The sequence below is a fragment of the Photobacterium andalusiense genome (assembly GCF_900185625.1).
Taxonomy (GTDB): Bacteria; Pseudomonadota; Gammaproteobacteria; order Enterobacterales; family Vibrionaceae; genus Photobacterium; species Photobacterium aquimaris.
The window spans coordinates 97,312-118,887 of the sequence record NZ_FYAJ01000007.1; the positions used below are offsets into that span (position 1 = coordinate 97,312).

The following is a 21,576-nucleotide window of genomic DNA, read 5'->3' on the forward strand; positions in this document are numbered from 1 at the left end:
CATAGCTTAAGCTGACTGATTTACTGTAACTCAAGCATAGGGTAATCCTGTTTGAATTGTGTATTTTGATGTTGTTTATATCAATCTAGTGCTGTTTCTCTTTGTTTGTGGTTGTTTTTGTATGTAAAGTCTAATTATTTTATCGTTTGCGCATTGTTTTAAATTTTGTTAATTGGTTTGTTACTTTGGCAATCGATTACATTGTGGGTTGCGTTATTCAATAGTCCTAAAGATGTAATTAAAGTTGTTTTTTTCAGTGTTTGGTACAAAAAAGAGTGCTTGGTCGTGATTTTCTAAATTTAATTACAGTTAAATGTTGACAGTTTGCTAACTGATCCATAGAATTTGCGCAATTTGTCAAAAATCAGTAGTTAAAGGTTTTTGGCGTTAAATGGAATGGGTAGTTGCAAATTTATCTGTTTTAATTGCATTTTTATTTTTTGGAGGTTGTCTTGAGCAAATCTGCGCTGTTAGTCCTTGAAGATGGGACAGTGTTCCGCGGCGTGTCCATTGGGGCAGATGGTTCGGCTGTTGGTGAAGTTGTTTTTAATACCTCGATGACGGGGTACCAGGAAATTCTCACTGACCCCTCTTACTCGCAACAGATCGTTACTCTTACTTATCCTCATATTGGCAACACTGGTACTAATACCGAAGACGAAGAATCAACAGCAATTCATGCTCAAGGTTTAGTTATTCGTGATCTTCCTCTTATTGCTTCTAACTTCCGCTCTGAACAATCCCTTTCTGACTACCTTAAATCACAAAATATTGTTGGCATCGCTGATATTGATACGCGTAAGTTAACCCGTATTTTACGTGAGAAAGGTGCTCAAAACGGTTGTATCATGGCTGGTAATGACCTTGATGAGACAGCGGCATTAGCTCAAGCTAAAGCATTCCCTGGTCTTAAAGGTATGGATTTAGCAAAAGAAGTGACCACGGCTGAAACTTATAGCTGGAAGCAAGGTTCATGGACATTAACGGGCGGTTTACCTGCAGCAAAAGATGACAGCGAACTGCCGTACCATGTTGTTGCTTACGATTTTGGTGCTAAGCGCAATATTCTACGTATGCTTGTTGACCGCGGTTGCCGTCTAACGGTAGTACCGGCGCAAACGTCAGCAGAAGAAGTATTAGCATTAAATCCAAATGGTGTTTTCTTATCCAATGGTCCTGGTGATCCAGCGCCATGTACTTATGCGATTGAAGCTACAAAAGTATTTTTAGACAAAGGGTTACCGATTTTTGGTATCTGTCTTGGTCACCAAATTCTGGCATTGGCTAGTGGTGCACAAACAGTGAAAATGAAATTTGGTCACCACGGTGCTAACCACCCAGTAAAAGATCTTGAGCGTGATGTGGTAATGATCACCAGCCAAAACCACGGTTTTGCCGCTGATGAAGCAACCTTACCTGATAATCTACGTGCAACACATAAATCCCTGTTTGATGGCTCTTTACAAGGTATCCATCGTACCGACAAGCCAGCATTTAGTTTCCAAGGCCACCCAGAAGCGAGCCCTGGTCCACATGATGCAGCACCACTATTTGATCATTTCATCGAACTAATCAAGAAACACAGCGCCTAAACTGGGAGTAGTAAAAATGCCAAAACGTACTGACATTAAAAGTGTATTAATCTTAGGTGCTGGTCCGATTGTTATCGGTCAAGCGTGTGAATTCGACTACTCAGGTGCACAAGCATGTAAAGCGTTACGTGAAGAGGGTTACCGCGTTATTCTGGTTAACTCAAATCCAGCAACGATCATGACCGACCCTGATATGGCGGATGCAACATACATTGAGCCTATTCACTGGGAAGTGGTACGCAAGATCATCGAAAAAGAACGTCCAGATGCAGTATTGCCAACGATGGGTGGCCAAACTGCACTTAACTGTGCGTTAGATCTTGAAAAATATGGCGTATTAAAAGAATTTAATGTCGAAATGATTGGCGCAACAGCGGATGCGATTGATAAAGCTGAAAACCGTTCACGTTTCGATAAAGCAATGAAAGCGATTGGGCTTGAATGTCCACGTGCAGATACTGCAACTACCATGGAAGAAGCTTACAAAGTTCTCGATATGGTTGGCTTCCCTTGTATTATTCGTCCGTCGTTTACGATGGGGGGTACCGGTGGCGGTATTGCTTACAATAAACAAGAGTTTGAAGAAATCTGTTCTCGCGGTCTCGATTTATCACCAACCAGTGAGTTGTTGATTGATGAGTCACTGATCGGCTGGAAAGAATACGAAATGGAAGTTGTGCGTGATAAAAACGACAACTGCATTATCGTCTGTGCGATTGAGAACTTTGACCCAATGGGTATTCATACTGGTGACTCAATCACTGTTGCACCAGCACAAACACTAACGGATAAAGAATACCAGCTAATGCGTAATGCATCGCTAGCTGTATTACGTGAAATTGGTGTTGAAACAGGTGGTTCAAACGTTCAGTTTGGTATTAACCCTGAAGATGGCCGTATGGTTATCATCGAAATGAACCCACGTGTATCACGCTCATCAGCATTAGCATCTAAAGCAACAGGTTTCCCGATTGCTAAAATCGCAGCAAAACTGGCGATTGGTTTTACTCTTGATGAACTAATGAATGACATCACAGGTGGCGCAACACCAGCCTCGTTTGAACCAACGATTGACTATGTTGTAACTAAAATTCCTCGTTTTAACTTTGAAAAATTTGCAGGTGCTAACGATCGCCTAACGACGCAGATGAAATCTGTTGGTGAAGTAATGGCGATTGGCCGTAACCAACAAGAATCATTACATAAAGCTTTACGTGGTTTAGAAGTTGGCGCGAATGGTTTTGACGAGATGGTTGATCTTGATGAACCTGATGCAATGAGCAAAATTCGCTATGAACTAAAAGAAGCGGGTGCTGAGCGTATTTGGTACATCGGTGATGCATTCCGTGCGGGGATGTCAGTTGACGGTATCTTTAACCTTACCAACATTGACCGTTGGTTCTTGGTTCAAATCGAAGACATTATTAAAGACGAAGCACGCGTAAAAGCGGCAGGTTTTGCAGGTCTTAATGAACAATCACTACGTACATTAAAGCGTAAAGGTTTTGCTGATGCGCGCCTAGCTAAATTGCTTGGTGTCGCTGAAAGTGAAATTCGCAAGCTGCGTGACCAATTCAATATTCACCCAGTGTATAAGCGTGTTGATACTTGTGCAGCTGAGTTTTCATCAGATACAGCTTACATGTACTCATCTTATGATGATGAATGTGAAGCAAATCCAACGACTAAAGAAAAGATCATGATTCTTGGTGGTGGCCCTAACCGTATTGGTCAGGGAATTGAATTTGATTACTGTTGTGTACATGCATCACTAGCATTACGTGAAGACGGTTACGAAACCATTATGGTTAACTGTAACCCAGAAACAGTATCAACCGATTATGATACTTCTGACCGTTTGTACTTTGAACCAGTAACACTGGAAGATGTACTTGCGATTGCACGTGTTGAGAAACCAAAAGGTGTTATCGTTCAATACGGTGGCCAAACGCCACTTAAATTAGCACGTGCACTTGAAGCTGCTGGTGTGCCAATTATTGGTACGAGCCCAGATGCTATCGACCGTGCTGAAGACCGTGAGCGTTTCCAACAAGCAGTTGACCGTTTAGGTTTATTACAACCTGAAAACGCAACCGTGACCACGATGGAGCAGGCGATTGAGAAATCAAAAATCATCGGTTTCCCATTAGTGGTACGTCCATCGTATGTACTTGGTGGTCGTGCAATGGAAATTGTTTACGATGAGCAAGATTTACGTCGTTACTTTAATGAAGCAGTAAGTGTATCAAACGAATCACCAGTATTGTTAGACCGTTTCTTAGATGATGCGATTGAAGTCGATGTTGATGCGATTTGTGACGGCGAACAAGTGGTAATTGGCGGTATCATGGAGCATATCGAGCAAGCCGGTGTTCACTCTGGTGACTCAGCGTGTTCATTACCTGCTTATACGCTAAGCCAAGATATTCAAAATGTAATGCGTGAGCAAGTGAAGAACTTAGCATTTGAATTAGGTGTTCGAGGTTTAATGAATACTCAGTTCGCTGTTAAAGATAACCAAGTTTACTTAATTGAAGTTAATCCGCGTGCTGCACGTACGGTACCATTTGTTTCAAAAGCAACTGGCGCACCATTAGCTAAGATTGCTGCACGTGTAATGGCGGGTCAATCACTTGAGTCACAAGGTTTCACCAAAGAAATCATTCCACCGTATTACTCTGTGAAAGAAGTGGTACTGCCATTTAACAAATTCCCAGGCGTTGATCCACTGTTAGGCCCAGAAATGCGCTCAACAGGTGAGGTTATGGGCATTGGTAATACTTTTGCAGAAGCGTTTGCTAAAGCTGAGCTAGGCTGTGGTAAAGAGTATCCATCATCAGGTCGTGCATTACTTTCTGTACGTGAAGGTGATAAGAAGCGTGTGGTTGATTTGGCTTCTAAGTTGATTAAACTGGGATACCAACTAGATGCAACTCATGGTACGGCGGTTATTCTTGGCGAAGCGGGTATTAACCCACGTTTGGTAAACAAGGTTCACGAAGGTCGTCCTCATATTCTTGATCGAATTAAGAATAATGAGTACACCTATATTGTGAATACTGCTGAGGGTCGTCAAGCGATTGAGGATTCTAAGGTACTACGTCGTAGTGCTTTGGCTGAAAAGGTCAATTACACGACCACTTTGAACGCAGGTTTTGCGACTTGTCTGGCACACACTGCAGATGACCGCAACACAGTAACATCGATTCAAGAACTGCATGCAATGATTAAGTAATCGTATTTCGATACAATTATTAATTGTAATAAAAAGCCGATCATTAAATGATCGGCTTTTTTATTTACTCAAAATACTAAACGACAACCACGTTAATGTTAATCAATAGTTGTTATACAGTGAGGTATAGTACTGTTTTTCAAATTGATTAATTGGTGGTAGCGGGTTGGCCTTTAATTCAGCCTCAGTTGGGTAATAGTTAGTAACTAATTGAACAAACAACAAAGGTTCACCCGATTTGGTTTTAAGAATACCGGCCAGATTATAAGTGCCAAATAATGAGCCTGTTTTGGCAATCATATGATCTTTTAATGGCGCAGTTTGAACACTTTTACGGTATTGAAGAGTGCCACTTTTACCTGCAACGGGTAAATCGGTGATTAATCCTAGTTTAGGGTGCTGGTAAATGTAACTAAGCACTTCCATTAAATCATGAGTATTTAGGCGGTTATTACGTGAAAGCCCTGAACCATCAACCATAACAGTGTTAGATAAATCAATATTGGCTTTTTGTTTTAGGATCGCTTTAATAGCGGCGACACCATTGGCATAATTACCCGCTTGATTAAAGTATTTAGCGCCGATGGTTTTAGCAAGGTTGTCGGCAAATAAATTATCAGAACGTTTAAGCATGATATACAGCAGTGTTGTTAATGGCGCAGACTGATGGGTTGCAATGATCTTACCGTTGATGGTGTCATTACGTAAAATTTTACCGTCTAAACTGATCCCTGCTTGTTTTAATTCACGCTTAATAATAGCCGTTGTATATAGTGTGGTATTTTGTACCGCAAATCGCAGCGCGAGTGGATCTTTTTTAGGTTGAATACAGCCAGTGATGTGGTAGTTATTATTATCATTGGCTTGCAGTGATAACTCACAGTGTTGGTCTTTTTGCTGTGCTTTGGTGACCACAATTGCATCATTGGTAGCGGTAATTGGCTGGTGGCTAGGAATATGTAACCGTGTTTTAGCACCAAAAGCCATGTTTGAATATAACGCCCCTTCAAAACAATTGTGCTCCAAAGTAATGCTACTTGATGGCGCACTGTAGCACTGAGTCAGCATATCCCACGGTGAGCCTACCGCATGTTCAAATCCAGTAAAATGACCACCATTAAGATAAAGATTACCTTTAATGGTACTAACACCTTGTTGCTTGAGTTGGCGTAACAGGTTGGCAATATCAGTGCTTTTTAGGGTTGGATCACCATTAAAATTTAAAATAACATTATTGCCTTGAGTCTCAAGGTTAGTACTAAAACGGAAATCATTACCTAAATATAATTTAGCCGCAAGTGCGGTTAATAACTTTTGAGTACTGGCTGGTGCTTGGAGATGGCTGGCTTGATGTTGGTAGATGATTTTATTGGTTGCAGGGTTAACAACCAGTAGTGAGGCATCACTACCTGTCGGTAATAGCGTGAGGGCTTGCTGAGGCGCAAACGCTGCAAATGATGGCATGCTTGTTAGTAGCAAGGCAGAACAAATAAGTCGTTTAAGCATCTTTAGGAATATTGGCATAAGTAAAATGAATCACAATCATAGCTTTTTTAACTCTGTTAGTAAAAAAAGCCACTTGATATGGTTATTACCAATAATTTGCTGCTTGAGATAGCAAAAAGCGCCGACCGAGGTCGACGCTTTTTTAGTACGCTTTTAATCGTTTAAATTAGAAGTCGTAACGTGCGCCAAGAACAACTTGGTCAGATGCTGCAACTTTACCCACTTTGTTCTTATCAAGCATGTTGAATGTGTAAGAAGCGTAAGTACGGAAGTTGCTGTTGAAGTAGTAAGTACCGTCAACAGATAGTTGGTTTGCTAACTCATCGTAAGCACCGCTAGTGTTACGCTCATCTTTCATGAAGCCGTAAGTAGTAGTAAATACTGCTTTACCCATAGTGTAAGCGGCTGCGAATTCGTAACCTTGAGAATCTGTTACTTCGCCATTCACTAGGTTAGTTGCATCACGGTGACCGTACTTGTATAGACCACCGAAGTATAGATCGCCCATAGTGTAAGATGCTACAGCAAATGTTTGCTTAGATGTTTGGTTTACTGGGTTGTTGATTGCAGTTTGATCTTTCTGCTGCGCGTAACCAGCACCTAATGCAAGACCTGTATCTGCTACATTGTATTTAACCGCAGTAGAGAAACCACTTTGGTCGGTTTTCTTACCAAAGTTTTTAGAGTTAGCATCATCGTTATAAGCCGCGCCATCAAATACGTAGTTCGCTTTGAAAGTTAGGTTATTAAATGTACCTGAGTAAGCTAGGTTATTTGTAGTACGGTCAGCTACTGCTAGCTTAGTACCACCAACAACAGAACCTGCGTATGCCATGATATCAGTGAAATCAGTGATCATACCTAGAGAACCGTCAGCCTTACCGTAAACGATTTGGCCGTACTTATCGCTGTTTACACCAGCGTAGATGTAACGGTTTTCATCGTTAGCGTTATCAGCTTTGAATTCACGCTCAAAGTAACCAATACCTTGTACGCCGTCAGCGATTTGTGTTTTAGCATCAATGTTTACACGTACACGTGAGATGTCAGTTACATCGTTGCTTGTTTGTTGTGTAAGTACTGGAGCATTTTCATTTTTAGCATTTTCAGAAAGAAGTGCGCGAGCTTCTACACGGCCGCCAATAGCTAGGCTAGAAGTGTCGTCTGAATAAACTGTTGCCGCTGATGCTGCGCCAGAGAAAGTCGCTGCTGCTACTGCTAGAGCAATTAGGTTCTTGTTCATTACCGAATCCTTTATATGATTTTTTTATAGGTTGCATTTTGATGCCAAATGCTATGGCGTTCTTTTTACTTGTGTCATTGGTAATATGTTAGTAAAAAAAACTGAAAAATAGTTTAAATAAGTGGTTTTTAGTTTTTTTATGGTGATTATCATGTTTTTTATCAGTGTGTTAACTAAATAAGTAAAAGTTCTAATTATTTTTCGAATTTTAGTTCCATTTAGAAAATATTATTTTTTTTATACTTAAAAATGACATTTTTATTTGTAAGAGTGTGATTTGGCGCGCTTTTTGATATGGCTTGGATTGTAACGTTTTTTATGGTGTTAATGTCAATATCACAATAGTAAGTAAGCACTGACATTTAAGAGTGTTTGATTTTAGGTGGCTATAAATTGCGATACTGGTATTTTTAGAGCAGCGGTGTAGTAAAAGAATTAGCATAAAAATGACAGTTAAATACGGATTATCATTTATCAATGATGATCTCTGAGTCATCTTTGTTTAAAATAAACCAAATCATTTTTTTATTCTGTCGGGCTAGCCATGGGCTAGACTGACGCTATTTACCTGAAATTGGCGAGCGCTATCAGGTTACAGAGGCTATTTATTTATGGAAAAAGTACCAATGACTGTTCGCGGCGAACAAAAGCTGCTCAAGGAACTTGAGGTATTATTAAAGCGTCGTCCGCTTATTTCTCAAGCGATTGCTGAAGCACGTGAACTTGGTGACTTAAAAGAAAATGCTGAGTACCACGCTGCACGTGAAGAGCAGGGTATTTGTGAAGCACAAATTCGTGATATCGAATATAAATTATCTGTTGCCCAAGTTATTGATGTAACAACATTAGCAAACACAGGTAAAGTTATTTTTGGTACAACTATTAAGTTGTTAGATTTAGATAGTGATAAAGAAATGACTTATTGCATCGTCGGTGATGACGAAGCAGATATTAAGCAAAATTTAATTTCAGTTAACTCACCGATTGCACGTGGTTTAATTGGCAAGCTAGTTGGTGATGAAGTTCAAATTACCACTCCTGGCGGTTTAAAAGAATTTGAAATCATGGATGTACAATACATTTAATATGTAATTGCTGTTTGTTGTTCGTAAAAATTTAGACTATGTTTGACAAATAAGCGTTAACTTATTAATTACGGTAAGGTTTGTCGTTAGCAAAACATGTTTATTGCCAACGACGAATATAAAAAAGGCCGCTAGGCGGCCTTTTTTATTTACGAGGAAGTTCGATTTTACGATCTTCTGTTTGACGGTAAAGTACCAATGTTTTACCAATCACCTGTACTTTTTCCGCTTTAGTTTCGCGAATAATAGCGTCGACGATTAATAATTTAGTTTCACGATCTTCAGAAGCCACTTTTACTTTAACAAGCTCATGGTGGTTTAAGGCTAAATCGATTTCGGCTAATACTGCTTCAGTTAGGCCGTTGGCACCCATAAGAACAACAGGTTTCAGGTTGTGAGCAAGGCCTTTTAAGAACTGCTTTTGTTTTGTGCTTAGATTCATGATGACTCTATTTTTTTAGTTACAAGGGTTGAAAACGCGACATTCTACCGCCATCTAGTCTAGAAGACTAATTTGTTTAATAGATGACAGTCGGAAAATTTACAGTGATTATGTTGCACTGCACATTTTTAGGGCGCAATCTAATGAATTAGGTGCGATAAAGTCTTTAGCCGACGTATACTTACTAAGTATGGCAACTCATTAGGTTTAGCATGAGTAGAAAAAAACAATCCGCTAGCTCAGGCCGGTGGTTAAAAGAACATTTTGACGATAAATATGTACAAGAAGCACAAAAACGGGGCTACCGTTCACGGGCTTTCTTTAAAATTGAAGAAATTCAAAATAAAGATAAATTATTAAAACCGGGCATGACAGTGGTTGACCTTGGTGCTGCACCAGGTGGTTGGTCACAGTACGCGGCAGAAATTGTAGGTGATGAAGGACAGGTCATCGCTTGTGATATTTTGCCAATGGATTCACTGCCGGGGGTTAGTTTCCTCCAAGGTGATTTCCGTGAAGAAGCAGTATTAGAGGCTTTATTGACACGCATTCAACCAGATATGGTCGATGTGGTAATGTCTGATATGGCTCCTAATATGAGTGGTAACCTTGCATCCGACCAACCTCGAGCTATGTATCTTGTTGAGCTTGCATTAGATATGTGTCGACAAGTGCTTGCACCGAATGGCAGTTTTGCGGTAAAAGTTTTCCAAGGTGAAGGCTTTGACCAATATTTAGCTGATATTCGTAGCATGTTTAAAGTGGTCAAAATTCGTAAACCTGATTCCTCGCGAGATCGTTCGCGTGAAGTCTATATTGTGGCTACAGGTTACAAACTGTAGTAATCTACATTCATCTTTTAGTTATCGCGAGGTTAACACCTTGAGTGACATGGCAAAAAACTTGATTTTATGGCTGGTCATTGCTGTTGTTCTTATGTCTGTATTCCAGAGTTTCGGAACCAATAGTAATAGTACCAAAGGCCAAGTCGATTATACGACATTTGTCCGTCAAATCGGTCAGGATCAGATAAAGGAAGTACGATTCAATGATCGTCAAATCACTGTAACCAAACGTGATAATGCGAGCTATGTAACATACTTACCTGTCGCAAATGATCCAAAACTGTTAGACGATCTTATTAACGCAAACGTAGCGGTTGCGGGTACACCACCAGAAGAACCAAGCCTTTTAGCTTCAATCTTCATCTCGTGGTTCCCTATGCTATTGCTTATTGGTGTTTGGATTTTCTTTATGCGTCAGATGCAGGGCGGTGGTGGCAAAGGTGCCATGTCGTTCGGCAAATCTAAAGCACGCATGATGGGTGAAGACCAAATCAAAACAACCTTTGCTGATGTAGCTGGTTGTGACGAAGCTAAAGAAGACGTTAAAGAACTGGTTGATTACTTACGTGATCCAAGCCGTTTCCAAAAACTAGGTGGTAAAATCCCAACAGGTGTGTTGATGGTTGGTCCTCCTGGTACTGGTAAAACATTACTAGCAAAAGCTATTGCTGGTGAAGCGAAAGTACCGTTCTTTACTATCTCTGGTTCTGACTTTGTTGAAATGTTTGTCGGTGTGGGTGCATCCCGTGTCCGTGACATGTTTGAACAAGCGAAGAAAGCAGCGCCTTGTATTATCTTTATCGATGAAATCGATGCAGTAGGTCGTCAACGTGGTGCTGGTGTTGGTGGTGGTCACGATGAGCGTGAGCAAACACTGAACCAAATGCTGGTTGAAATGGATGGTTTTGAAGGTAATGAAGGTATTATCGTTATTGCCGCAACCAACCGTCCTGATGTACTGGATCCAGCATTACTTCGTCCAGGTCGTTTTGACCGCCAAGTTGTTGTTGGTCTTCCGGATGTACGTGGTCGTGAGCAGATTCTTAAAGTTCACATGCGTAAAGTTCCGCTAGACGGTGATGTTAATCCATCATTGATTGCTCGTGGTACACCAGGTTTCTCTGGTGCTGATCTGGCAAACCTTGTTAACGAAGCTGCATTATTTGCCGCTCGTGGTGATAAACGCACTGTTTCAATGGTTGAATTTGAACTAGCAAAAGACAAAATCATGATGGGCGCTGAGCGTAAATCAATGGTGATGTCTGAAGATCAGAAAGCGTCAACCGCATACCACGAAGCAGGTCACGCAATTATTGGTCGTTTAGTACCGGATCACGATCCAGTGTACAAAGTGTCAATTATTCCACGTGGTCGTGCATTAGGTGTGACAATGTACTTACCAGAGCAAGATCGTGTAAGTCATTCTCGTGAATTCTTAGAATCAATGATTTCAAGTCTTTACGGTGGTCGTTTGGCTGAAGAGCTTATCTATGGTCGTGAGAAAGTATCTACTGGTGCTTCAAACGATATCGAACGCGCAACTGATATTGCACGTAAGATGGTGACGCAGTGGGGCTTCTCTGACAAGTTAGGGCCGTTACTATATGCAGAAGACGAAGGTGAAGTATTCCTTGGTCGTTCAGTAACACAAAGTAAGCATATGTCTGATGACACTGCGAAGCTGATTGATACTGAAGTTCGTATTCTGATTGACCGTAACTACCAGCGCGCACGTCAAATTTTGGTTGATAATATGGATATCATGCATGCAATGAAAGATGCATTGATGAAGTATGAAACCATTGATGCGGGTCAGATTGATGACCTAATGGAACGTAAAGCTGTTATTCGCGCACCAAAAGGTTGGGCTGATGACGGTGATACAATCCATAATGCACCTGAAACAGAGCTAGCACCTGATGAGCCTGTAGGCGATGGTATCGATGCATTATCTGAAAAAGATGATACAGATACTAAACCACAAGCCTAATAGCTAAGTGAATAGAAAACCCTGACTTAGGTCGGGGTTTTTTTTTATGGAAATTTCCGGAGTCATAACATGATGTTAATCAGTAAAACTAAGACGCTTGATTTGACAACGCCTCAAGTGATGGGGATTGTTAATATAACCCCTGATTCATTTTCTGATGGCGGTAAATACAATCAATTAGAGAGTGCGCTCCGTCATGTTGAATCTATGCTTGAAGCAGGTACAGCTATCATTGATATTGGTGGTGAATCGACGCGTCCAGGTGCTGCCGATGTAAGTCTTGAGCAAGAACTTGCACGTGTTATTCCGGTAATAGAAGCGATTAGACAACGATTTGATTGCTGGATTTCAATTGATACCAGTAAAGCGCTGGTAATGACTGAAGCGATAAATGCCGGGGCTGATTTAATTAATGATGTACGTGCATTACAAGAAGCCGGGGCAATAGCTGCTGCTGCAAAAGCAAATGTTCCTATCTGCTTAATGCATATGCAAGGTCAACCGCGTACAATGCAAGCTGATCCTAATTATGTTGACCTGATTACAGATGTAAATCATTTTTTTCAGCAGCGCATTCAAGCTTGTGAACAACAAGGCATTAGCCGCCAACAGCTGATATTAGATCCCGGTTTTGGTTTTGGTAAAACAATGGCGCATAATTATCAATTATTAGCGCAATTTGAACAATTTCATCAGTTTGGGTTGCCGTTATTAGCGGGAATGTCTCGCAAATCAATGATTTCGAAATTATTGGATAAACCAGCTGCTGATTGTTTAGCCGGTAGTTTAGCCTGTGCGACGGTGGCTGCGATGAAAGGCGCACAAATAATTCGTGTTCATGACGCTAAAGAAACAATTGATGTTATTCAAGTCTGTAATATGGTCGCAAAATATTCTAAATAATTAGATATAATTCCATAACAGTGAAAGATTGTAAGCTGATTACAATCGATATACTTATAAGATAGAGCTAGGAGCGTAAAATGGCTGAACGTAAGTTCTTTGGTACTGATGGCATTCGTGGTCTTGTTGGTGAAGGCCCAATTACACCTGAGTTTGTAATGAAACTAGGCTGGGCTGCAGGACGTGTATTATCAAAAACAGGTACTAAAAAAGTATTAATTGGTAAAGATACTCGTATTTCAGGTTACATGCTTGAATCTGCTTTAGAAGCCGGTCTTGCAGCTGCTGGTCTAAAAGCGGCTTTTACTGGTCCAATGCCAACCCCTGCTGTTGCCTATTTAACTCGTACATTTCGTGCTGAAGCGGGTATTGTAATTTCTGCATCGCACAACCCTTACCATGATAACGGCATCAAATTCTTTTCGGCTCAAGGTACTAAATTACCGGATGAAGTTGAATTAGCCATTGAAGCTGAAATGGAAAAACCATTAACGTGTGTTGAATCAGCCCTATTGGGTAAAGCATACCGTATTGATGATGCTGCTGGACGTTACATTGAGTTTTGTAAAGGTACATTCCCTAATCATTTAAGCCTTGAAGGTTTTAAGATTGTTGTCGACTGTGCACATGGTGCGACATACCACATTGCTCCTAAGGTTTTCGCTGAATTAGGTGCTGAAATTATTACTATTGGTTGCGAACCAAACGGTATCAATATTAATGATAAGGTAGGCGCTACAGACGTTGACGCGTTACAAGCTAAAGTATTAGCAGAAAAAGCTGACTTTGGTATTGCCCTTGATGGTGATGGTGACCGTATTATCATGGTTGATGAGCTTGGTAATAAAATTGATGGTGACCAGATCGCTTACATTATTGCCCGTGATGCATTACGTTGTGGTGAACTGAAAGGCGGTGTCGTTGGTACGCTAATGACTAATATGGGCATGGAAGTTGCACTGAAAAATCTAGGCATTCCTTTTGTACGCGCAAAAGTGGGTGACCGTTATGTAATGGAAGAGCTATTAAAGCATAATTGGTTAATTGGTGCTGAAAATTCAGGTCACGTTATTCTACTTGATAAAGTAACGACGGGTGACGGTATTGTTGCTGGCTTACAAGTTATGGCTTCTATCGTAGCAAGTAAAATGAGCCTGAAAGAGCTCAGTGATGGCATGACAATGTTCCCGCAAGTTTTGGAAAATGTTCGCTTTAAGGGTGACAACGATCCTCTACAATCAGCAGCTGTTATTGCAGCTACTCAAGCGGTTGAACAAAAATTAGGTGATAATGGTCGCGTATTGTTACGTAAATCAGGCACTGAGCCATTAATCCGTGTTATGGTTGAAGGCCAAAATGCAGCTGATGTTAAGCAATATGCATTAGATATTGCAAAAGCAGTAAAAGAAAACTGCTAATGTAATGGTTATTGATAACTGTTTAATTTTTTAAACATTATTCAATAAAGGAGGAGGCTGGCTAATACAAATATGGTCAGCCTTTTTATTTCGATGACTTTGTTTTTGGCTAAATGTTGTGCAAGTGGTTCGGAATATTCACTTTTTTAGTAAATATTACTTGTCACTGTTACAGGGTTTCGCTAGTATTCATTCGCTCTCTAGATAAGAGGAATGCGCTGGCACTGCTAAAGCAAAGCCGGTATAGCAATTTAACCATAGGTGGAACCCATGTACGAAATTCTACTTGTGATTTATCTTGTCGCTGCGCTTGGTGTAATTGGCCTAGTAATGGTTCAGCAAGGTAAAGGCGCAGATATGGGAGCTTCATTCGGGGCTGGTGCTTCAGGAACTTTGTTCGGCTCTAGCGGCTCAGGAAATTTTCTAACTCGAATGACAACACTTTGTGCACTAATTTTCTTTGTGATCAGTCTTGTTCTTGGCAACATGAGTACCAAGCAAGCAACAGAGACAAGTGGTTGGGATAACCTTTCGGCTCCTGCTACAACACAAGCTGTTGAAACACCAAAGACTGTAACTACAGATAAAGTTGTTACAGCTGAAAAAACAACTGAGAACACTGCTGAAACAACACCAGCAACAAGTGAAAAATCTCAGTAAGTAAATATTTAGCCGAGATGGTGAAATTGGTAGACACGCTAGCATGAGGTGCTAGTGCCGCAAGGTGTAGGGGTTCAAGTCCCCTTCTCGGCACCATTATACTGGTTACTTGTAATAGTAACATCTGAACGGTATACTCAGTTCAGAATCGGACGCGGGGTGGAGCAGCTTGGTAGCTCGTCGGGCTCATAACCCGAAGGTCGTTGGTTCAAATCCGGCCCCCGCAACCACTTTCCTGAAAATAGACTATTCTTACTTTGAATGTTTGTTTTCTTACTAAGACACTTGCTTGCATGGTTTTAGTAATCAGGGTCCAGTAATAAAAAACCCCGTATTCGGGGTTTTTTATTATCTGAAACATGACCATTCAGGTATTTACTGGGCTTTATGCCCTTTTTTTGTTTCCGGGGGGTTGTCTTGACAGCTTTAGAGACACAATTAACCGACTTACTTGAGCCTTCAGTTCAAGCTATTGGCTTTGAACTTGTTGGTTTAGAGTTCATCCGTGCTGGTGAGCACTCCACACTTCGCGTGTTTATTGACCATGAAAATGGTATAAATGTAGACGGTTGTGCAGAGGTTAGCCGCCAGATTAGTGCAGTAATGGATGTTGAAGATCCAATTACTGTTGCTTACCACCTAGAAGTGTCTTCCCCTGGATTGGAAAGACCACTCTTCAAAGCAGCACATTACCAACAATTTATTGGTCATGAAGTTAGCTTAGTATTAAAAATGGCGATGGGTAACCGTCGTAAGTGGAAAGGTGACATTGTCGCTGTTGAAGGCGAACTGATCACACTTAACGTAGATGGCAATGACGAGTCCTTTGCACTTAGCAATATCTCCAAGGCCAACCTAGTTCCAAAATTCTAACCGCTAAATTGGGGCATTAGAAATGAACAAAGAAATCTTGGCTGTCGTAGAAGCGGTATCCAACGAAAAAGCTGTTCCTCGCGAGCGTATCTTTGAAGCGCTTGAGATTGCATTAGCGACAGCAACTAAAAAGAAACACGAAGCTGAAATCGAAGTTCGTGTTGTTATCGATCGTAAAACTGGTGAATTTGAAACTTTCCGTCGTTGGAAAGCAGTAGAAGAGGTGACTCAACCTACACTTGAAATTACCTTAGAAGCGGCACAATTTGAAGATCCAACAATCGCTCTTGGCGATTATGTTGAAGATGATATTCAATCTGTAACGTTCGACCGTATTACTACGCAAACAGCAAAGCAAGTTATCGTACAAAAAGTACGTGAAGCTGAGCGTGAGCAAATCGTGGCACAATTTATTGACAACGAAGGTGAGCTAATCACTGGTATTGTTAAGAAAGTAAATCGTGACGCAGTAATTATTGATTTAGGCAGCAACGCAGAAGCGGTTATCCAGCGTGATGATCAACTTCCTCGTGAAAACTTCCGTCCAGGCGACCGTGTTCGTGGTCTACTTTACAAAGTTGCCCCTGAAGCTCGTGGTTTCCAGTTATTCATGACGCGCTCTAAGCCTGAAATGTTATCTGAGCTATTCCGCATTGAAGTGCCTGAAATGGGCGAAGAACTGATTGAGCTAATGGGTGCAGCACGTGATGCTGGTTCTCGTGCAAAAATTGCAGTAAAAACTAACGATAAGCGTATTGATCCTGTTGGTGCGTGTGTTGGTATGCGTGGCGCACGTGTTCAAGCTGTTTCTAGTGAGCTTGGCGGCGAGCGTATTGATATCGTATTGTGGGATGAAAATGCTGCACAATACGTGATCAATGCAATGGCACCTGCGGAAGTTGATTCAATTATTGTTGATGAAGACAACCACACTATGGATATCGCTGTACAGAAAGATAATCTGGCACAAGCGATCGGTCGTAACGGTCAAAACGTACGTTTAGCATCACAGCTTACTGGCTGGGAACTAAACGTAATGACAGTTGAAGATCTACAGAAAAAACACCAAGCAGAAGCACAAGCGTCAATTGAAGTGTTTACTAAGCACCTTGATATTGATGAAGACTTTGCCACTGTATTGGTAGAAGAAGGCTTTACTACACTAGAAGAAATTGCTTACGTTCCATTAAGTGAGTTAATGGATATTGATGGTCTTGATGAAGAGACTATTGAGCAACTACGTAGCCGTGCAAAAGCTGCATTGACTACGTTAGCGCTTGCTAAAGAAGAATCGCTTGACGGTGTAGAACCAGCTGAAGATTTATTAAGTCTGGAAGGTCTTGAGCGCGAATTAGCGTTTAAGTTTGCAGCAAAAGGTATTTGTACGCTTGAAGATCTTGCTGATCAAGGAACTGATGACTTGACCGACATTGAAGGCGTGGACGAAGCAAAAGCGGGTGAGCTAATTATGGCTGCGCGTAATATTTGCTGGTTCAGCGACGAAGCGTAATAAAAAATAAAGCAAGGGAGGAGCATTATGTCAGAGGTTACCGTTAAAACATTGGCGGAAGAAATTGGTACGCCGATTGACCGTTTACTTCAACAGTTTTCAGATGCTGGGATAGCTAAGAATGTTGATGCAAATGTAAGCCAAACCGAAAAACAGGCGTTACTTAACCATCTCCAAAAGGAGCATGGTAGTGACGGCAATACTGACGGCGCTCCGACTCGTCTGACTCTGCAGCGTAAGACACGAAGTACATTAAGTGTGTCAGGCAGTGGTGGCAAGAGCAAAAATGTTCAAGTAGAAGTGCGCAAAAAGCGCACCTACGTGAAACGTTCAGCACTAGAGGATGAACAACGTGCAGCAGAAGAAGCTGTTAAGCGCGAAGCGGAAGCAAAAGCGCAACGTGAAGCTGACATGATTGCCAAACAAGCCGCAGAAGAAGCAGCAAAACGTAGCGCAGAGGAAGCTGCACTACGTAAAGCTGAAGAGCAGCGTAAAGCAGAAGAAACTGCTAAGCGTGAAGCAGAACAGAAACTAAAGCGTGCCGCTGAGGATAAAGCGAATCGTACCGAACAGGATAAGCGCAAAGCTGACGAAAAAGCTAAGCGCACCGTCGCTGACAAACAGGCTAAGTTAGATGCTGAAGTACTACAGCGTCGTCTGGAAGAGGAAGCCAAGCGAAAAGCCGAAGAAGAAAGTCAGCGTCAGCTAGAAGAGGCTCGCAAAATGGCAGAACAGAACGAGAAAAACGGGGTAAAACCTGAGCAAGCAGTAAGTATGGAAAAATCTGATTACCATACAACGACATCTACCTATGCTCGTGCTGCAGAAGATGAACAAGACCGCAAAGAAGAAACTTCTCGCCGTCGTAAAAAGAAAAAGCCAGCGGCTAAGCAAGACGAACGTGGTGGCCGTGGCGGTCGTAACCAACGTGGTCGCGGTAAGCCACAAATGAACAAACCAGCTTCAATGCAACATGGCTTCGATAAGACAGCACTAGTTGCTAAGCAAGATGTTGTTATCGGTGAAACGATTACAGTTGCTGAGCTAGCGAACAAAATGTCTGTTAAAGGCGTTGAAGTTATCAAGGTAATGATGAAGATGGGCGCTATGGCGACTATCAACCAAGTTATCGACCAAGAAACAGCAACATTAGTTGCTGAAGAAATGGGTCACAAAGTTATTCTACGTAAAGAAAACGAGCTTGAAGAAGCGGTGCTTTCTGATCGTAACGCAGCTGATCTATTGAAAGTTTCTCGTGCACCAGTTGTTACTATCATGGGTCACGTTGACCATGGTAAGACATCTACACTTGACTACATTCGTAAAGCACACGTTGCTTCTGGCGAAGCAGGTGGTATTACACAGCACATTGGTGCTTACCACGTTGAAACTGAAAACGGTATGATCACGTTCCTTGATACTCCAGGACACGCAGCGTTTACAGCTATGCGTGCTCGTGGTGCTCAAGCGACAGATATCGTTGTACTTGTTGTGGCTGCAGACGATGGCGTAATGCCACAAACAATCGAAGCGATTCAGCACGCAAAAGCGGCTGGTGTACCTTTGATCGTTGCGGTAAACAAGATCGATAAAGAAGATGCAAACCCAGATAACGTGAAGAACGAGTTAGCTCAATACGACGTTATGCCTGAAGAGTGGGGCGGTGAGAACATGTTTGTTCACATCTCTGCGAAACAAGGTACTAACATCGATGGTCTACTAGAAGCAATTCTTCTTCAGTCAGAAATTCTTGAGCTAACAGCAGTTGAAGAAGGCATGGCATCAGGTGTTGTTATTGAATCTCGTCTTGATAAAGGCCGTGGTCCAGTTGCAACAGTACTTGTTCAAGAAGGTACATTGCGTAAAGGCGATATCGTTCTTTGTGGTCTAATGCATGGTCGTATTCGTGCAATGCGCAACGAACAAGGTCAAGAAATCGAATCAGCAGGTCCATCTATTCCTGTGGAGATCCTTGGTCTTTCTGGTGTGCCATCATCAGGTGATGAAGCGACTGTAGTACGTGATGAGCGTAAAGCACGTGAAGTTGCACTTTACCGTCAAGGTAAATTCCGTGATGTTAAACTAGCACGTCAACAAAAAGCTAAACTAGAAAACATGTTTGCTAACATGGAAGCTGGTGAAGTTGCTGAACTAAACGTTGTGCTTAAAGCAGACGTTCAAGGTTCTGTTGAAGCAATCGCTGACTCACTACGTAAGCTTTCAACTGATGAAGTTAAAGTGAACATCGTAGGTTCAGGTGTTGGTGCAATCACTGAAACTGATGCAGTACTTGCAGCAGCTTCTAACGCAATCGTACTTGGTTTCAACGTTCGTGCTGATGCGTCTGCGCGTCAAACAATCGAAAATGAAAACCTAGACCTACGTTACTACTCAATCATCTACCAACTAATCGACGAAGTTAAAGCGGCGATGGGCGGTATGTTGGCTCCTGAGTTCAAGCAAGAGATCATTGGTCTTGCTGAAGTACGTGACGTATTTAAGTCACCTAAGATTGGCGCAATCGCTGGTTGTATGGTAACTGAAGGTACTATTAAGCGTAACAACCCTATTCGTGTTCTACGTGAAAACGTAGTTATCTACGAAGGTGAGCTTGAGTCACTACGTCGCTTTAAAGATGACGTTGCTGAAGTTAAGAACGGTTACGAGTGTGGTATCGGCGTTAAGAACTACAACGACGTTCGCGTTGGCGACCAGATCGAAGTATTCGAAATTATTGAAATCCAACGTACACTTGACTAATAATCAGTGTAGATAGTTGTTTTTCAACATGATAATGATAATGGGGAGCTTCGGCTCCCCATTCTTTCAAGAGCATTATTCTTAGAGAGAGCAAGACAATGGCAAAAGAATTTAGCCGTACCCAACGTGTAGCACAACAGCTACAAAAAGAATTAGCAGTGATTTTACAGCGTGAAATCAAAGACCCAGCGATCGCAATGACAACAATCTCAAGTGTTGATGTATCGCGTGATATGAACTACGCCAAAATCTATGTAACTTTCTTTCCGATTGGTGAGCAAACTGCAGAAGGCAGCTTGGCAGCACTACGTGAAATGGCACCTTACATTCGTTCACTACTAGGTAAAGAAATTCGCCTACGTGTAACACCTGAGCTTAACTTCATTTTTGATCAATCGTTAACTGAAGGTATGCGTATTTCTAACCTAGTATCAAAAGCGGTACGTGACGATGAAGATCGTCGTGGTGATGAAGACGAAGTAGAAAAAGGCGAGGAGTAAGCATGGCACGTCGTCGTAAAGGTCGTCCAATTAACGGTGTGATCTTGGTTGATAAACCAACCGGCATTAGTTCTAACGATACCCTGCAAAAAGTGAAACGTATCTTTTTTGCACAAAAAGCGGGCCATACAGGTGCGCTTGATCCTTTAGCGACGGGCATGTTACCGCTTTGTTTTGGTGAAGCGACCAAATTTTCACAATTTTTATTAGATTCTGATAAGCGTTATCGTGTGATTGCCAAATTAGGCGAACGTACTGATACCTCAGATTCTGATGGTGAAGTTGTGGAAACCCGTGAGGTTAATGTTGATCGCGAACAACTTGAAGCTTGTATCGATAAATTCCGTGGCACAACTGATCAAATTCCATCAATGTACTCGGCACTGAAATATCAAGGTCGAAAGTTGTATGAATATGCTCGTGAAGGGATCTCAATTCCTCGTGAGTCGCGTAAGATTACGGTGTATTCAGTTGAGCTATTGCGATTTGATAACAATGAAGTTGAAATGGAACTTCATGTATCAAAAGGTACGTATATTCGTACTATCGTTGATGACTTGGGGGAAATGCTAGGTTGTGGTGCTCATGTTATTATGTTGCGTCGTACTGGTGTTTCTAACTTTCCGTATGAACGCATGGTAACCATTGAGCAGTTACAAACGATGCTTGATGATGCTAAAGCTAATGATGTTGAGCCTGGCACAGTATTAGATGCGTTATTATTACCAACTGATACTGCGGTACAAGATTTACCAGCAGTGAATATTACTGCAGAAACCGCGGTTCATGTTCTACACGGTAATCCTGTCGTTGCCGAGGTTGTTCCAGCTGAAGGCACATTAGTGCGCATTACGGTTGGAGATAGTGCTGAATTTATTGGTGTTGGTACCATTGATGCAAAGGGCATGTTGGCACCAAAGCGAGTAATGGCAAACGAACAACAGTAATAATGACACCAGTAAATCATAAGCAATAGTCAATCATTAATCAGCTTGATTAGGGTAAATAAGTTGC

The 21,576-nt window shown here is 41.6% G+C and carries 16 protein-coding genes and 2 tRNA genes; 15 read left to right on the top strand and 3 right to left on the bottom strand.

The annotated features are described in order from the left end of the window. The first annotated feature begins 452 nt into the window (after positions 1 to 452). Positions 453 to 1,592, top strand: a complete 1,140-nt coding sequence (carA, locus tag PAND9192_RS15400) for a glutamine-hydrolyzing carbamoyl-phosphate synthase small subunit (protein ID WP_087854493.1) — start codon at positions 453 to 455, stop codon at positions 1,590 to 1,592. 16 nt (positions 1,593 to 1,608) lie between these two features. Continuing rightward, complete coding sequence (gene carB / locus PAND9192_RS15405; protein ID WP_087854494.1) at positions 1,609 to 4,827, top strand: carbamoyl-phosphate synthase large subunit; 3,219 nt, start codon at positions 1,609 to 1,611, stop codon at positions 4,825 to 4,827. Between the two features lie 102 nt (positions 4,828 to 4,929). On the opposite strand, the gene dacB is transcribed toward carB, so the two are convergent. After that, a complete protein-coding gene (gene dacB, locus PAND9192_RS15410) occupies positions 4,930 to 6,351 on the bottom strand; it encodes a serine-type D-Ala-D-Ala carboxypeptidase (RefSeq protein WP_234999168.1) in 1,422 nt (473 codons plus the stop codon). Positions 6,352 to 6,499: 148 nt separating this feature from the next. Beyond that, positions 6,500 to 7,576 carry a porin gene (locus tag PAND9192_RS15415; protein WP_087854496.1) on the bottom strand — a complete coding sequence of 359 codons (1,077 nt, stop codon included), beginning with the start codon at positions 7,574 to 7,576 and terminating at the stop codon, positions 6,500 to 6,502. A gap of 611 nt (positions 7,577 to 8,187) precedes the next feature. On the opposite strand from PAND9192_RS15415, the gene greA reads away from it, so the two are divergent. After that, positions 8,188 to 8,661 (top strand): transcription elongation factor GreA, encoded by a 474-nt coding sequence (gene greA / locus PAND9192_RS15420; protein WP_087854497.1) that lies wholly within the window; start codon positions 8,188 to 8,190, stop codon positions 8,659 to 8,661. 145 nt (positions 8,662 to 8,806) lie between these two features. Here the strand turns inward: greA and yhbY are convergent, their stop codons facing one another. Further along, positions 8,807 to 9,103 carry a ribosome assembly RNA-binding protein YhbY gene (yhbY, locus tag PAND9192_RS15425; protein WP_065169158.1) on the bottom strand — a complete coding sequence of 99 codons (297 nt, stop codon included), beginning with the start codon at positions 9,101 to 9,103 and terminating at the stop codon, positions 8,807 to 8,809. A 212-nt stretch (positions 9,104 to 9,315) separates the two neighbouring features. On the opposite strand from yhbY, the gene rlmE reads away from it, so the two are divergent. The 12 genes from rlmE to truB all read left to right on the top strand — a co-directional run bounded on the left by rlmE (position 9,316) and on the right by truB (position 21,509). Continuing rightward, on the top strand, positions 9,316 to 9,945 hold the full coding sequence (gene rlmE / locus PAND9192_RS15430; protein WP_060997663.1) for a 23S rRNA (uridine(2552)-2'-O)-methyltransferase RlmE: 630 nt from the start codon (positions 9,316 to 9,318) through the stop codon (positions 9,943 to 9,945). A gap of 49 nt (positions 9,946 to 9,994) precedes the next feature. Beyond that, positions 9,995 to 11,938 (top strand): ATP-dependent zinc metalloprotease FtsH, encoded by a 1,944-nt coding sequence (gene ftsH / locus PAND9192_RS15435; protein WP_065169160.1) that lies wholly within the window; start codon positions 9,995 to 9,997, stop codon positions 11,936 to 11,938. Between the two features lie 69 nt (positions 11,939 to 12,007). Further along, positions 12,008 to 12,841: a dihydropteroate synthase gene (gene folP, locus PAND9192_RS15440; protein WP_087854498.1), complete on the top strand. Its 834-nt coding sequence runs from the start codon at positions 12,008 to 12,010 to the stop codon at positions 12,839 to 12,841. Positions 12,842 to 12,921: 80 nt separating this feature from the next. Then, positions 12,922 to 14,259, top strand: coding sequence for a phosphoglucosamine mutase (gene glmM / locus PAND9192_RS15445; RefSeq protein WP_087854499.1), 1,338 nt, complete (start codon positions 12,922 to 12,924; stop codon positions 14,257 to 14,259). Between the two features lie 270 nt (positions 14,260 to 14,529). After that, positions 14,530 to 14,919 carry a preprotein translocase subunit SecG gene (secG, locus tag PAND9192_RS15450; RefSeq protein WP_087854500.1) on the top strand — a complete coding sequence of 130 codons (390 nt, stop codon included), beginning with the start codon at positions 14,530 to 14,532 and terminating at the stop codon, positions 14,917 to 14,919. Positions 14,920 to 14,930: 11 nt separating this feature from the next. After that, positions 14,931 to 15,015, top strand: a tRNA-Leu gene (locus tag PAND9192_RS15455). A 57-nt stretch (positions 15,016 to 15,072) separates the two neighbouring features. Continuing rightward, positions 15,073 to 15,149: transfer RNA gene (locus PAND9192_RS15460), tRNA-Met, on the top strand. 187 nt (positions 15,150 to 15,336) lie between these two features. After that, positions 15,337 to 15,792, top strand: a complete 456-nt coding sequence (rimP, locus tag PAND9192_RS15465; protein WP_045042274.1) for a ribosome maturation factor RimP — start codon at positions 15,337 to 15,339, stop codon at positions 15,790 to 15,792. Between the two features lie 22 nt (positions 15,793 to 15,814). Then, a complete protein-coding gene (nusA, locus tag PAND9192_RS15470; protein ID WP_060997667.1) occupies positions 15,815 to 17,302 on the top strand; it encodes a transcription termination factor NusA in 1,488 nt (495 codons plus the stop codon). A gap of 27 nt (positions 17,303 to 17,329) precedes the next feature. Then, on the top strand, positions 17,330 to 20,062 hold the full coding sequence (infB, locus tag PAND9192_RS15475; protein WP_060997668.1) for a translation initiation factor IF-2: 2,733 nt from the start codon (positions 17,330 to 17,332) through the stop codon (positions 20,060 to 20,062). A gap of 98 nt (positions 20,063 to 20,160) precedes the next feature. After that, the gene (gene rbfA, locus PAND9192_RS15480) at positions 20,161 to 20,562 is read left to right on the top strand and encodes a 30S ribosome-binding factor RbfA (protein WP_060997669.1); all 402 of its coding nucleotides are present in this window, start codon (positions 20,161 to 20,163) and stop codon (positions 20,560 to 20,562) included. 2 nt (positions 20,563 to 20,564) lie between these two features. Continuing rightward, positions 20,565 to 21,509 (top strand): tRNA pseudouridine(55) synthase TruB, encoded by a 945-nt coding sequence (truB, locus tag PAND9192_RS15485; RefSeq protein WP_087854501.1) that lies wholly within the window; start codon positions 20,565 to 20,567, stop codon positions 21,507 to 21,509. Positions 21,510 to 21,576 lie beyond the last annotated feature (67 nt).

What these genes read in the sequence shown, in the direction of transcription:
- carB (WP_087854494.1), top strand. Translation starts at nt 1,609, where the DNA reads ATGCCAAAACGTACTGACATTAAAAGTGTATTAATCTTAGGTGCTGGT.
- dacB (WP_234999168.1), bottom strand. Translation starts at nt 6,351, where the DNA reads ATGCCAATATTCCTAAAGATGCTTAAACGACTTATTTGTTCTGCCTTG.
- PAND9192_RS15415 (WP_087854496.1), bottom strand. Translation starts at nt 7,576, where the DNA reads ATGAACAAGAACCTAATTGCTCTAGCAGTAGCAGCAGCGACTTTCTCT.
- greA (WP_087854497.1), top strand. Translation starts at nt 8,188, where the DNA reads ATGGAAAAAGTACCAATGACTGTTCGCGGCGAACAAAAGCTGCTCAAG.
- yhbY (WP_065169158.1), bottom strand. Translation starts at nt 9,103, where the DNA reads ATGAATCTAAGCACAAAACAAAAGCAGTTCTTAAAAGGCCTTGCTCAC.
- rlmE (WP_060997663.1), top strand. Translation starts at nt 9,316, where the DNA reads ATGAGTAGAAAAAAACAATCCGCTAGCTCAGGCCGGTGGTTAAAAGAA.
- ftsH (WP_065169160.1), top strand. Translation starts at nt 9,995, where the DNA reads ATGGCAAAAAACTTGATTTTATGGCTGGTCATTGCTGTTGTTCTTATG.
- folP (WP_087854498.1), top strand. Translation starts at nt 12,008, where the DNA reads ATGATGTTAATCAGTAAAACTAAGACGCTTGATTTGACAACGCCTCAA.
- glmM (WP_087854499.1), top strand. Translation starts at nt 12,922, where the DNA reads ATGGCTGAACGTAAGTTCTTTGGTACTGATGGCATTCGTGGTCTTGTT.
- secG (WP_087854500.1), top strand. Translation starts at nt 14,530, where the DNA reads ATGTACGAAATTCTACTTGTGATTTATCTTGTCGCTGCGCTTGGTGTA.
- nusA (WP_060997667.1), top strand. Translation starts at nt 15,815, where the DNA reads ATGAACAAAGAAATCTTGGCTGTCGTAGAAGCGGTATCCAACGAAAAA.
- infB (WP_060997668.1), top strand. Translation starts at nt 17,330, where the DNA reads ATGTCAGAGGTTACCGTTAAAACATTGGCGGAAGAAATTGGTACGCCG.
- rbfA (WP_060997669.1), top strand. Translation starts at nt 20,161, where the DNA reads ATGGCAAAAGAATTTAGCCGTACCCAACGTGTAGCACAACAGCTACAA.
- truB (WP_087854501.1), top strand. Translation starts at nt 20,565, where the DNA reads ATGGCACGTCGTCGTAAAGGTCGTCCAATTAACGGTGTGATCTTGGTT.